Source organism: Proteiniphilum sp. X52, from assembly GCF_003712195.1.
In the GTDB taxonomy this organism is placed as follows: Bacteria; Bacteroidota; Bacteroidia; order Bacteroidales; family Dysgonomonadaceae; genus Proteiniphilum.
Genome location: NZ_RDSD01000018.1, coordinates 60567 through 73896, shown reverse-complemented (window position 1 = coordinate 73896; position 13330 = coordinate 60567). Strand labels below are relative to the sequence as shown.

10 protein-coding genes and 1 tRNA gene are annotated in these 13330 nt (G+C 46.5%); 4 read left to right on the top strand and 7 right to left on the bottom strand.

The genetic code is table 11. The annotated features are described in order from the left end of the window. Positions 1–61: 61 nt before the first annotated feature. The 5 genes from D7D25_RS13410 to lpxD form a co-directional block, all read right to left on the bottom strand. Positions 62–934 (bottom strand): carbon-nitrogen hydrolase, encoded by an 873-nt coding sequence (locus tag D7D25_RS13410; RefSeq protein WP_122969455.1) that lies wholly within the window; start codon positions 932–934, stop codon positions 62–64. A gap of 278 nt (positions 935–1212) precedes the next feature. Next, complete coding sequence (locus D7D25_RS13405) at positions 1213–2235, bottom strand: agmatine deiminase family protein (RefSeq protein ID WP_122969454.1); 1023 nt, start codon at positions 2233–2235, stop codon at positions 1213–1215. Positions 2236–2238: 3 nt separating this feature from the next. Continuing rightward, positions 2239–3027 (bottom strand): acyl-ACP--UDP-N-acetylglucosamine O-acyltransferase, encoded by a 789-nt coding sequence (gene lpxA, locus D7D25_RS13400; RefSeq protein WP_122969453.1) that lies wholly within the window; start codon positions 3025–3027, stop codon positions 2239–2241. Between the two features lie 16 nt (positions 3028–3043). After that, a complete protein-coding gene (locus tag D7D25_RS13395) occupies positions 3044–4426 on the bottom strand; it encodes a bifunctional UDP-3-O-[3-hydroxymyristoyl] N-acetylglucosamine deacetylase/3-hydroxyacyl-ACP dehydratase (protein ID WP_122969452.1) in 1383 nt (460 codons plus the stop codon). Positions 4427–4630: 204 nt separating this feature from the next. After that, the gene (gene lpxD, locus D7D25_RS13390; RefSeq protein ID WP_122969451.1) at positions 4631–5677 is read right to left on the bottom strand and encodes a UDP-3-O-(3-hydroxymyristoyl)glucosamine N-acyltransferase; all 1047 of its coding nucleotides are present in this window, start codon (positions 5675–5677) and stop codon (positions 4631–4633) included. 246 nt (positions 5678–5923) lie between these two features. Here lpxD and D7D25_RS13385 point away from each other — a divergent pair. Beyond that, positions 5924–5999, top strand: a tRNA-Pro gene (locus tag D7D25_RS13385). Between the two features lie 316 nt (positions 6000–6315). Then, positions 6316–9087: an aconitate hydratase AcnA gene (gene acnA / locus D7D25_RS13380; protein ID WP_122969450.1), complete on the top strand. Its 2772-nt coding sequence runs from the start codon at positions 6316–6318 to the stop codon at positions 9085–9087. Between the two features lie 148 nt (positions 9088–9235). Here acnA and D7D25_RS13375 read toward each other — a convergent pair whose 3' ends face one another. Further along, a complete protein-coding gene (locus D7D25_RS13375) occupies positions 9236–10732 on the bottom strand; it encodes a succinate CoA transferase (RefSeq protein ID WP_122969449.1) in 1497 nt (498 codons plus the stop codon). Positions 10733–10771: 39 nt separating this feature from the next. Next, on the bottom strand, positions 10772–11269 hold the full coding sequence (locus D7D25_RS13370; protein WP_122969448.1) for a hypothetical protein: 498 nt from the start codon (positions 11267–11269) through the stop codon (positions 10772–10774). 310 nt (positions 11270–11579) lie between these two features. Between D7D25_RS13370 and miaB the strand changes: the two genes are divergently transcribed. Both miaB and D7D25_RS13360 read left to right on the top strand, forming a co-directional pair. After that, complete coding sequence (miaB, locus tag D7D25_RS13365) at positions 11580–12929, top strand: tRNA (N6-isopentenyl adenosine(37)-C2)-methylthiotransferase MiaB (RefSeq protein WP_122969447.1); 1350 nt, start codon at positions 11580–11582, stop codon at positions 12927–12929. A 133-nt stretch (positions 12930–13062) separates the two neighbouring features. Then, on the top strand, positions 13063–13305 hold the full coding sequence (locus D7D25_RS13360) for a YtxH domain-containing protein (RefSeq protein WP_019537869.1): 243 nt from the start codon (positions 13063–13065) through the stop codon (positions 13303–13305). The last annotated feature ends 25 nt before the right edge of the window (positions 13306–13330 follow it).

Below are 13330 nucleotides of genomic sequence, written 5' to 3'. Positions count from 1 at the left end.
AAAAAGGTCGCTCAAATCGGGCGACCTTTATCAATTTATCCACTTCATATTTACCGACAACTCAATCGATCCATCGTTTGGTCAATTGGCCGTACTCATCGATGCGGCGATCCCTAAAGAAAGGCCACCAGCGACGCACATTCTCGGTACGCTCCCTGTCGATCTCAATAATATGTGAAACTTCCTCGCTGCCGGCGCGATACAAAAACTCTCCTTGCGGTCCGCAGATAAAACTGTTGCCCCAAAATTGAATGCCATTGGTGAGTCCTGACGGGTCGGGTTCAAAACCGGAACGGTTCACCGCGACAACGGGCAAACCATTCGCCACGGCATGCCCCCGCTGCAACGTAACCCAGGCATCGAGCTGGCGCTGTTTTTCATCTTCGGGGTCGGTAGATTCCCAACCGATAGCGGTGGGGTAGATCAGCAATTCCGCCCCTGACAGGGCCATCAGGCGCGCCGCTTCGGGATACCATTGATCCCAGCAGACCAGTACCCCTAACTTCCCGACCGACGTCTCAATGGGGTGAAAACCCAGATCACCGGGGGTGAAATAAAATTTCTCGTAATAAGCCGGATCGTCAGGAATATGCATTTTCCGGTATTTACCGGCAATGGATCCATCTTGCTCCATCACTACCGCCGTATTATGGTAAAGGCCGGCAGCACGTTTCTCAAACAAGGAAAGTACAATAACCACCCCCAACTCCCTTGCCAACCGGCCGAACAAATCGGTAGACGACCCGGGAATAGTTTCTGCCTGGTTGAAAATGGCAGTATCTTCGGTTTGACAAAAATAGAGGCCATTATGCAACTCCTGCATTACAACCAGCTCTGCTCCTCCCTGAGCCAGCTGTCTGATTTTCCGCTGTAAGCGCCTTATATTTTCTTCCCTATCGGGCGTATTGGCCTGTTGAATGATCCCTACTCGCATATAAAATTATTAATTACAATTAGAAATTAGAACTTAGAACTGGGAACTGGGAACTGGGAACTGGGAACTGGGAACTGGGAACTGGGAACTGAGAACTGAGAACTGGGAACTGAGAACTGGAAAGTGAAGAAATTTAAAAGTCTTGGTTCTTGGTTCTTGGCTCTTGGCTCTTGGCTCTTGACTCTTGGCTCTTGGTTCTTGGCTCTAATATTTACTTTCACTTTTAGATTCCCACTTCCCCACCTTTCCACCTATTCAGAGAAAACCGATGGGAAACTTCAGAGAAAACCGATGGGAAACTGCATAGTTGCACAGTGGAGCGAGCCATGTTGACGGATAAGCGGACCGCAATCAACCCCGATTATCTCCCGATCCGGAAAAATTTCCCGTAACTGATCTTTTGCGATATGATCTTTTTCAGTACCATAAAAGGGGATCAATACAGCCCCGTTGATAATTAAAAAATTAGCATAGGTAGCCGGCAAACGCTCTCCGTCGTGATATACCGCATCGGCCATTGGCAGACCGACCAGGCGGTAGGGCTGGCCATCATGTGCGACAAAAGACTCCAGCTCCTCTTCCATCATTCTCAACTCCTGATAATGTTCATCTTGAGGATCGTCGCATTTCACATAAGCAATGGTCTGTTCATCGCAGAAACGCGCTAGCGTATCAATGTGGCTGTCTGTGTCGTCACCTGCCAGATAACCGTGGTGGAGCCATAAAACACGTTCTGCGCCAAGACATTGTTTCAGATAATCGTCAATCTCATCCTGCGTCATCGGTTGATTGCGGTTGGGGGCTAACAAACACTGCGAGGTAGTAAGCAACGTGCCTTTTCCGTCGGATTCTATCGATCCGCCTTCCAATATGAAGTGTAAATTATTGCGGTATGCTACTCCGGGTTGAAAAACACTTTTTTCGAAAAGCCTTCCTGTAATCAGGTTATCACGGTTGGCCGCAAATTTCAACCCCCATCCATTGAATCCAAAATCTGAAATCGCAGGTCTGTCATCGATAAAAAGAGAGATCCCTCCATGATCCCGCGCCCAGGTGTCGTTACTTTCTATCTCCGCGCAAATGAGATTTTTCCGCTCATCCCGCGAAAAATATTTCCCAATTTCACGGGCATGGGCACAGACTACCAGTAACTTTTGTCGTTTAAGAATCTCTCTTGAGAAGCCTATATAACAAGCCGTAACCTCCTCCAGATCATCCGCCCAGTCGGTCTCCGTATGCGGCCAGGTAACCTGCACAGCACTCTGAGGATACCATTCCGCCGGAAAAATAATACCCGGCATGCTTTATCCCTCCATATTTCCACGGACAATGCCGCGGCTCGATGAACGAATAAAATCCAGGATATGATTACGGTCGTCGGTTTCTGGCAGTTCTTTCTCGATTCGTTCCGTGGCCTGTGTGACATTGAATCCGGACTGGTACAAATAGCGGTATATCTCCTGAATGGAGTTGATACGTTCACTGGTAAAACCTCTCCGTCTCAGCCCTACCACATTCAACCCCACAAAAACAATGGGTTCCCGCCCAACCATTACATAAGGAGGAATATCCTTGGGGATCTTGGATCCTCCCTGTATCATTACATGTGCGCCAATCCTGGAGAACTGATGCACCAACACCCCTCCGCTGACGATCGCATAATCCTCGATCTCCACCTCACCTGCCAATTGAGTGGAATTACCCAGGATCACATGATCACTGAGGAGACAATCGTGAGCCACATGGCTATAGGCCATGATCAGACAGTCTGATCCCACTTTTGTGAATCCTTTGGAGGCAGTGCCCCTGTTTACAGTGGCACATTCACGTATGATAGTATTATTTCCTATGATAGCTTCCGTATCTTCTCCCCTGAACTTAAGGTCTTGGGGGATACCGGCCACTGTTGCGTGAGGAAAGATGGTACAATCCTTTCCAATACGTGCCCCACTCAATACTGTGGCGTGAGTCATTATTCGGGTGCCCTCACCTATTTCGGTATTACCATCGATGTATGCAAAAGGCTCAACAACCACATTATCCCCGAGCTTAGCTTCCGGGTGCACATAAGCTAAAGATGAAACACTGCTCATATGTAATTAGTTTATCTTATTTATTTTTGATGATCTGTGCCGTGAAGTCGGCCTCGGAAACCACTTTATCTCCAAGGAATGCCAACCCCCGCATAGTAGCAATCCCCCTGCGCATTTCACTGGTAAGTTCCACCCGGAAGATAATGGTATCACCCGGAACCACTTTATGACGGAACTTCACATTATCGATCTTGAGAAAATAGGTAGAGTATCTTTCCGGTTCGTCCAATCCGGAAAGCACGAGCAACCCTCCTGTCTGTGCCATTGCCTCAACCTGTAATACCCCCGGCATCACCGGTTCCTGAGGAAAATGCCCCACAAAAAAAGGTTCATTGGTTGTGATATTTTTCACACCCACAATAAACTTATTCGTCATCTGTATAATTTTATCTACCATCAGGAAAGGATAACGATGAGGCAACAATTCCCGGATACGATTGTTATCCATAACCGGCTCCTGGGTCACATCATATACCGGCGGCTGCACTTCATTGAGTTTGATATCCTTACGGATCAACCGGGCCAATTGATTATTGATCTTGTGTCCGGGACGTGTGGCAATAAGCCGTCCCTTGATGGGTTTACCGATAAGGGCCATATCTCCGATAATATCGAGTAGCTTATGACGGGCGGGCTCATTGGGAAACATCAACTTACGACTGTTCAGATAACCCAATTCATCGGCATTATGACGGGGGACCTGCAGCTCGTCGGCTATATCGTCCAACTCTTTCTGTGATAATTTCCTTTCATAAATTACGATGGCATTATCCAGATTCCCCCCTTTGATAAGACCGGCCTGGCGTAACTGTTGGATTTCGCGCACAAACACGAAAGTACGCGCGGGAGCAATCTCCGCCTCATAATCGGCAATGTTGTCCATTGAAGCCGATTGATTGGGAATATATTGCGATTCAAATTCAATAAATGAGTTGATACAAAACGAATCGTCGGGCAGGAGCGTTAATTTTGAGCCGGTTTCCGGATCGGACACCTCGATCTTCTTGCGTACAATATAAAAGTCCTTGTCTTTGTCTTGTTCTTGAATACCTGCTTTTCGGATTTCTCTCACATACTCCACAGCGCTTCCGTCAAGGATGGGGAATTCAGATGCATTCACCTCTATCAGACAATTGTCAATACCCAGGGCGAAAAGTGCCGAAAGTCCGTGCTCAATGGTGCTTACGGTTGCCTTACCTTTACCGATTACTGTCCCGCGCTGCGTATTCACTACATTTTCCGCCAACACTTCAATCACCGGCTGATTTTCCAGGTCAATTCTTTTTATCTTATATCCGTGGTCCACAGGCGCAGGATTGAAAGTTACCACAATATCCAATCCGGTATGAAGACCCACACCGCTTAAGGTGAAGCTGTTTTGTAATGTTTTCTGTTTCATATAATAAAATTATCTATCGTCCAAGGTATCTTATGGAGCATAATTTATTTCTCATTTCTCCTATTTATGTGCAAAGATAACATCAAATAACAATATCACCTCATTACCGTTCAATAAAATGTATTTTCCTGATGCAAAGATCAATTGCACAGATTCTTTTTTAAATTTGTGAGGGTGTGGTATATTTCTTAATTAAACAGGGATTTAATCGCCAAGCTCAAGCTTTTTCTTCAATTCAGCCAGCTCTCTCTCTAGCCTGTTCAGCTGCCGGTACATATCCGGCAACTTGGGTATGATGATGCTTGACTTGAAGAAACTTTTCACAGGCATAGCGGGGGAACCGATGATTTCCGATCCCTCTTCGGTATTACTGATGATTCCGGACTGAGCACCTATCTGACTGTTTTTCCCAATAGTGATATGTCCACCAATACCCACTTGCCCGCCAAAGACACAATTTTCACCGATCTTGGTAGAACCGGCAATACCTACCTGGGCAGCCATAGCTGTATGCTCACCGATCTCACAATTGTGTGCTATCTGTATGAGATTATCGAGTTTTACGCCTCGACGGATAACAGTAGAACCCATCACCGCGCGGTCTATGGTTGTGTTGGCTCCGATCTCCACATCGTCTTCGATAATTACATTGCCCAACTGGGGAATTTTATGATATATCTCCCCTTCTTTGGAAAAGCCGAAACCGTCCGCGCCGATCACAGCACCCGCATGCAGGATACAATCATCGCCTATCACACAATTGTGATAAATCCTTACGCCGGGATAGATGACGGTATTTTTCCCGATCTTCACATTGTCTCCCACATAAGATTGCGGGTAGATCTTGCTGTCATTCCCTATCTCAACATGATCTCCGATATAGGCGAACGCTCCCACATAAACGTCTGCATTGAGTACCGCAGTGGGCGAGACAAAACTCAGTGGATCAATACCCCGCTTACGAGGGGTACTTTTATTCACCATTTCCATCAATGAGGCCAACGCAGCATAAGCATTGGGCACTTTAATGAGGGTGGCCCTGATCGGCTTCTCCGGCTCGAAATCATTGTTTACAAGCACAATGTCGGCTTCAGTGTTGTAAATATAGGGAGTATACTTCAGATTGGCCAGGAAAGTGATAGTACCTGCTTTTCCCTCTTCGATCTTCGAAAAATTGGAAACTTTTACTTCCGGGTTGCCGACTATCTCACCTTTCAGAAAATCGGCTATTTGCTTTGCAGTGAAAGTCATTGAATATAACTATTTCTTTTTAAGGTTATTGAAGCCTTTCAGCAGTACGCTGCCCATCATTTTATCCATCCGGATAGCATAACAATGGATTTTCAAAAAGACATCAACAATCTCTCTGTTTACCAAACCGCAAATTAACAACTATTTTTTTATCCGATCATAAATAAATTCATAATATACATTAAACAAAGCCGAATCTAAATTTGCGGAATTAAAAATAATGTGCTACTTTTGCACTCACTTTTGCGGGATGTAGCTCAGTCCGGTTTAGAGTACTCGTCTGGGGGGCGAGTGGTCGCTGGTTCGAATCCAGTCATCCCGACAGCTGACAATGAGGCGATTACGATTAAAAGCGTAGTCGCTTTTTGTTTATTTATATCTTCAAATATCGATATAACGGGGATCACCTGAAAGATATGTGCTTAAGCATACATATTGGTCAATCTAAACAGAAAGAAAATCCGCTCTATTCATAAGTAAAACACCCGTGATGGCTGCAATGTGGCGCCTTCACTTTCGTGTTTGACAATAAATCGATCCCTTCGGGAACGGTCATAAGATCAGCGCCTCACAAGCAATATTTAAACCTTTCTCTTCACTTCGTTGTTAGTTAAGTGGAGAATATTATACAGTGTGCTATGGAAACAACTAAATCAAAATCATTTCGGGAACTTACAGTGAAAGGAAAAAACTACTTTTACAGTTCTCTCAAAGAGCTTCCTTACGGTCAGGTTGAACATCTGCCGTTCAGTATCCGTATTCTATTGGAAAATGTGTTACGGAATTATGACGGGTTCAGCATCACCGATGACCATATCCATACGTTGGTTAACTGGACACCCGCCCTGGTTGACAAGGATATCCCTTTTAAGCCGGCGCGCATCTTAATGCAGGACTTTACCGGAGTGCCCGCTGTTGTCGACATGGCTTCACTTCGCGCTGAATATATCCGGCATGGCAAAGATGGCCAGAAAATCAACCCTGCCATTCCTGTCGATTTAGTGATCGATCACTCGGTACAGGTTGATTATTACGGCACGGACTATTCATACGACAAAAACGTACAGGTTGAGTATGAGAGAAACAAGGAACGGTATGAATTATTGAAATGGGCCCAGAACGGGCTTCGTAATTTCACAGTAGTTCCTCCCGGATTGGGCATTTGTCATCAGGTTAACCTGGAATACTTGGCAAAGGGGATCATAAGCCGTGATGGTTGGTTGTTCCCTGACTCATTGGTGGGCACCGATTCCCATACCCCCATGGTGAATGGCATAGGGGTTATTGGATGGGGAGTGGGCGGTATCGAGGCGGAAGCAGCCATGCTTGGACAACCCATTTTCTTTACCTGCCCCCAAGTAATAGGGTTGAAGTTGACAGGAAAGATCCCGGAACAATGTACCGCTACCGATATGGTATTGTCGATCACGAAGGTGTTAAGGGAGAAAGGTGTTGTCGGGAAATTTGTGGAAGTGTTTGGTGATGGTTTGGACACTTTAACCGTCACCGACAGAGCCACCATCTCCAACATGTCGCCCGAATTCGGATGTACGGTGACCTATTTCCCGATTGATGAACTCACCTTGCAATACATGCGTCAGACCAATCGCACAGAAGAAGAGGTGGAGATTGTCGAAACCTATTGTAAAGAGAATCTGTTATGGCGGACAGGAAATGAAAATATCCAGTATTCCTCAGTGGTGGAATTTGACCTGTCTACTCTCCAACCCACTGTTTCAGGGCCCAAACGACCCCAGGACAAAATCCTGGTCGAAGAGTTGGGTGAACAATTCCAAATGCTGCTGGAAAAGGAATATTCCCGGTTTTATTATCCTCCGCGTGACAGACGTGAATCCGCCTGGCTTGCCGACGGGGGATCGGGAACGGAATTCACCTTTGGCAAGGTGCCGGTCAATGCGCCCACCACCTATGAGGTGGAAAGGGAATCTATCCGATCAGTAAGGATCAAACACAAGGATAAAGAATTGGTGCTAAGTGACGGGAGTATCGTTATTGCCGCGATCACCAGTTGCACCAATACGTCCAATCCGGCTGTAATGGTGGGAGCCGGATTATTGGCAAGAAATGCGGTGAAGAGGGGATTACGCACCAAATCGTGGGTTAAAACCTCCCTGGCGCCGGGATCTAAAGTGGTGACACAGTATCTGGAGCGCTCCGGACTCAATGCCGATCTGGAAGCTTTGCGTTTTCATACGGTTGGATATGGTTGCACATCCTGCATCGGAAATTCCGGGCCGCTTCCTCCCCACATAGCCGAAGCTGTGGAAAAGGGCGAATTGATTGTATCGGCAGTATTGTCCGGTAACAGGAACTTTGAGGCCCGTGTCCATCCACAGGTAAAGATGAATTTCCTGATGTCCCCGATGCTTGTCGTGGCTTATGCCTTGGCAGGCAGGATAGATACCAATCTCATGGAAGATCCCCTGGACTATGACCCGAATGGCAATCCCGTGTATCTCAGGGATATCTGGCCCAACAGGGATGAAATTACAGAAACAATTAAGGCCTGCATGAGGATCGAAGATTTTAAGCAGGTTTACGATGTGATCTTCGACGGCTCCGCTGATTGGCAAAATCTGAAAGTCAACCTGGATGAGAATTACGAATGGGACAGAAATTCAACATACATCAAAGAGTCTCCATTTTTCGAAGGGCTGAGTGAAGCATTACCCCCCTTAAGGGATATACATAATGCCCGGGTGTTATTATATCTGGGTGATTCCGTAACTACCGATCATATCTCTCCCGCGGGTTCATTCAGAGAAGATAGCGCGGCGGGTAAATACCTGCTGGAGCACGGGGTCAGCCGGGCAGATTTCAATTCTTACGGCTCTCGCAGGGGTAATCATGAAGTGATGATGCGGGGTACCTTTGCCAATGTCCGCCTTAAAAATAAAATTACAGACAGGGAAGGTGGATATAGTACTTATTTCCCGTCAAATGAGGTGAAAAGCGTTTACGAAACGGCAATGTCATATAAAAACGACGGAACACCCCTGATTGTCCTGGCCGGAAAAGAATACGGTTCCGGCTCGTCGAGAGACTGGGCGGCAAAAGGGACGTTCCTGTTAGGAATAAAAGCAGTGATCGCCGAGAGCTTTGAGCGAATCCATAGAAGTAACCTGGTGGGTATGGGGGTTGCACCATTGGTTTTTATGCATGGGCAGAACGCTGAGTCACTGGGATTAGACGGGACTGAAACCTTTTCTATAACCGGCTTAGCGAATAATCTGGTTCCCCATAAAATACTTCACGTCAATGCGGCACATCCATCGGGGAAAGTCACTGATTTTCAGGTTGAGGCACGTTTAGATTCCAATATTGAGATAGAGTATTACAAAAATGAAGGTATTCTGCAATATGTATTGCGCGAGTATCTCAGGAGATAACGGCAAACCGCCCAGCAGCCCAGGTATCCACAAAAGAAAAGTTATCCTGACATGAGCGTTTTTCTGTCAGGATAACTCCATTTATTTTTAAGGGACAAACTCCACTGTTTTTAAGGGACAAACTCCCCGGAGTTGTTTCTCAACGAGGTCAACCTATCTGATATTTCGAGAAGTCGGTATTGAGCATGCTTCGGGTTTCTCTCAAGGCATGGTGGAAAGCGTAGCAAGCGTAAATATCCTGAGGGAGATGTCCCTTCACGCCACGGTTAAGATATTCATGCAGAAGCGGACGGTAATCGGGATGGGCACACTTCTCGATGATCTCTTCGGCGCGTTTTCTCGGTCCTTTGCCCCTCAGGTCGGCCACACCAAATTCCGACACCACAATCTTCACAGAATGCTCATTGTGATCTTCATGCGTCACTTTGGGCACGATGCAGCTTATAGCGCCATTCTTGGCGGTAGAAGGAGTAAGGAATATAGAAAGGTATGAGTTGCGGGTAAAATCACCCGACCCACCGATCCCGTTCATCATATGGGTGCCATTCACATGGGTGGAGTTCACGCTGCCGAAGATATCCACTTCGATGGCGGTATTGAGGGCGATGATGCCGAGCCGGCGCGCCATCCCCGGATTATTGGAGACCTCCGACGGTCGTAATACCAGTTTATTTTTAAAGAAATCGAGATCGTCATAGAACTGATGAAGCGCATCATTGCTTACAGTAAGCGAGCAGCCGCTGGCAAACGAGATGAAACCTTTCTGCATCATGTCGAGGACAGCGTCCTGTATCACTTCCGTATATACCTCGAAACGAGGTATATCGGGATTGCTTCCCATCGAGGCCAACACAGCGTTGGCAATATTTCCCACTCCCGACTGGATAGGCAGAAAATGGGCGGGAATACGTCCCGCCTTCATCTCCGAGACGAAAAAGTCGGCCACATTGTTCCCTATCTGCCGGGTAACCTCATCCACCGGAGCGAAACCGCTTCCTTCGCCGTCCCTGTCGGTTTCCACCACAAATATCTTTTCCGGATCCACCTTCACATAATCGAGCCCCACCCGTGCCTGTACTTCGAATATAGGTATTTCCCGCCGCTTGGGAGGATCCTGCAGTTCGTATATATCGTGAATACCACGTAATTTCGAGGGGACTTGCTTGTTAAGCTCCACGATCACGATATCCGCCAGCCGACAGATGGTGGGTGTAATGCCCACGGCCGTGGTGGGAACGATCTCCCCTTTCCCGGTCACTTCACATGCCTCTATGACAGCCACATTGACCTTGCCGAGAAAACCATACCGGATTTCCTGGGCCAACTGCGAAAGATGAAGATCGAAATAGTCCAATTCTCCCCGGTTGATCGCATCACGCATATCCTTGTTGGTCTGGTAAGGTGTGCGGAATTTGATCGCTTTCGCCCGGGCAAGCGCACCGTCTATGGAGTCGCCCGTGGATGCTCCCGTGAATACACCGATCTTGAAAGGATTGCCTTTGGCATGTTCTGCCTCCGCCCTTTTGGCAATCTCTACCGGAACCACTTTGGGACATCCGGCATGGGTGAAACCGCTGAAGCCTACGTTGTCGTCATTGTTCACGAGTGCCGCAGCCTCTTCAGCGCTAATAAATTGTAATGCCATAAACAGTAAATATTTTTGTGTTTAGATATCGATATATTTTCAATACTTCCTTTGCATAATCTCTCCGTAAATCAACCCTTTTTTAAGTTCTTCCCGGCCTGTTCCTTCTCTCAGATCCTGAAGCAACGGATGCGATGATTTCCTTGATTGATCCTCCCGGACTTTATCCGGTGAATCAGGTGAAGCCGGATCCAGCTCATAAAAGGAATTCACATCATAATCAAAGGTATAACTCGAGAGGGTAGAAGGTTCTTCGTGAATAGATACCAGATCGATTGAGGACTGAAAATTATCGTATCTTTCGTTTGCCGAATAAGCAGCAGGTATCGGCGGGGGAGTTTTACGCTTTTTGCCCTCTGACCGGGGGGGTATAAACTCCTGCTCCCCTTCTAAAAAGGGGCGGAATTCAGTTTCCGGCCGCTCTCGCGCTTCCGATTGCTTCTGTTGCTGTTGCTTTTTCTTGCGGGAATCATTAAAAAAACCCAATATCATGAAAAATACCAGAAGGATAAAATAAATAATATCTCCAGACTCCATATTTTGATTAATTTTGCAACCGGACAAAAATAGTGATTTTTTCTGAATCGGAGGTTACATGGTCGATATAAAAATCGAGAGCAACTTCACAGTCACTCTCGAGCAATTAACCAAAACCTTAACTATGAAAAAATTTTTATTTTTCCTTACGGCAAAGTTAGCATGAAAAATAGAATATTGCAACTTTTTTGTCGATAATTTGACATTTTAACTTTTCCGGGAGTTTTATGACATGCCTCACAGTTTAGGAATAAGTGATGAAACCGCGAATGAAGGTTCCATACAGCGAAATGAGAAAATAAAATATCGTATGAATCCGAACGAAGTAAAAGAAAAAAAACTATTTATAGAGACTTATGGTTGTCAAATGAACGTGGCGGACACGGAAGTGGTTGCCTCAATCATGGAGATGGATGGCTATCGGCTGACCGACAATGACCGCGACGCTGACGCCATTTTCGTGAACACCTGTTCCATAAGGGATAACGCAGAACAGCGAGTAGTGCAGCGACTGGAATATTTCAATGCCTTGAAAAGGAAACGGAAGGCTCCTCTTATCGTAGGTGTATTGGGATGTATGGCCGAAAGGGTAAAATCGGACCTGATCGACGATCATGATGTCGACCTGGTGGTAGGGCCCGATGCCTATCTCGACCTTCCCAATTTAGTGGGGGCGGCCGAAAGAGGTGAGAAAGCCATCAACATCCAACTGTCAAAGACAGAGACATACAAAGATGTGATCCCCTTGAAATTGAACGGGAGCAACATCTCCGGATATATTTCCATCATGCGCGGATGTGACAAATTCTGCACTTACTGCATTGTCCCCTTTACCCGCGGGCGGGAGCGCAGCCGCGAGCCGGAGAGTATCCTCAACGAGTTACGCGTCATGCGCGAAAAGGGATTCAGGGAAGTGACCCTATTGGGGCAGAATGTGAACTCCTACCGTTTTATGGACAGTGACAGAAAGATCGATTTCCCCGCACTGCTCGTCATGGTCGCTGAAGCCGCTCCCGGGATGCGGATCCGTTTCACCACATCCCATCCACGGGACATGACCGATAAAACGCTGGAGACCATCGCCCAATACCAAAACATCTGCAACTACATCCACCTTCCCGTACAATCGGGAAGTTCAAGGATGATGAAACTGATGAACAGAAGATACGACAGGGAGTGGTACATGGACAGGATCGCAGCCATCAAACGGATCATCCCCGGTTGCGGACTTTCCACCGACATCATGTGCGGATTCCATTCCGAAACGGAAGAAGACCATCAGGAGACACTCTCCATGATGCGCGAAGTGGGATTCGATTCGGCTTTCATGTTCAAATATTCGGAGCGACCGGGCACTTACGCTGCAAAAAGATTGGAAGACAATGTGCCGGAAGAGGTCAAAAGCAGACGTCTGCAAGAAATTATCGACCTGCAAATGGAATTGTCGCGGCAAAGCAACGAAAAGGATCTGGGCAAGGAATTCGAGGTACTCACGGAAGGATTCTCCAAGCGCTCCCGGGAACAACTCTTCGGCCGTACCGACCAGAATAAGGTAGTTATTTTTGACAAGAAAAAACACCGCATCGGAGAATTCGTGAAGGTGAGAATAACCGGCTTTACACCCGCCACATTGCTGGGAGAGTCGTTGTCCACAGAATAATCACCGATCCCGGAAATTACAGTTTCGAAAAACAATTTTGCCGGTAATGTGTTCTATTTAGTACAGGTATTGGAGCGACAAAACTTGATTGAATATCAAAACAACTAACTATTAATTATTAAACGCAAAAATTATGAAATCAGAAGCAAAACTATTATTAGGTTTAGGAATCGGCGTTGCTCTCGGAGCTGCAGTAGGTTACATTATGGGAAGTGACAGAAAAGAGGAGTGGCTGGAGCAGGCTAACGAGTTTGCGGATAAAGTACGTGCCAATGTCAAAACCGCTATCTACAAAGGGAAAAGCGAAGTACAGGATTTAAAGGAAGATATAGATGACATTGCCGAAATAGCCAAGAAAGAGCTGGCAAAACAATAAATATATCTTATCCTTTAACCGAACA

Coding starts and splice junctions, on each gene's coding strand:
- miaB (WP_122969447.1), top strand. CDS start 11,580: ATGAATCCGAACGAAGTAAAAGAAAAAAAACTATTTATAGAGACTTAT.
- D7D25_RS13360 (WP_019537869.1), top strand. CDS start 13,063: ATGAAATCAGAAGCAAAACTATTATTAGGTTTAGGAATCGGCGTTGCT.
- D7D25_RS13410 (WP_122969455.1), bottom strand. CDS start 934: ATGCGAGTAGGGATCATTCAACAGGCCAATACGCCCGATAGGGAAGAA.
- lpxA (WP_122969453.1), bottom strand. CDS start 3,027: ATGAGCAGTGTTTCATCTTTAGCTTATGTGCACCCGGAAGCTAAGCTC.
- D7D25_RS13370 (WP_122969448.1), bottom strand. CDS start 11,269: ATGGAGTCTGGAGATATTATTTATTTTATCCTTCTGGTATTTTTCATG.
- lpxD (WP_122969451.1), bottom strand. CDS start 5,677: ATGACTTTCACTGCAAAGCAAATAGCCGATTTTCTGAAAGGTGAGATA.
- D7D25_RS13405 (WP_122969454.1), bottom strand. CDS start 2,235: ATGCCGGGTATTATTTTTCCGGCGGAATGGTATCCTCAGAGTGCTGTG.
- D7D25_RS13395 (WP_122969452.1), bottom strand. CDS start 4,426: ATGAAACAGAAAACATTACAAAACAGCTTCACCTTAAGCGGTGTGGGT.
- acnA (WP_122969450.1), top strand. CDS start 6,316: ATGGAAACAACTAAATCAAAATCATTTCGGGAACTTACAGTGAAAGGA.
- D7D25_RS13375 (WP_122969449.1), bottom strand. CDS start 10,732: ATGGCATTACAATTTATTAGCGCTGAAGAGGCTGCGGCACTCGTGAAC.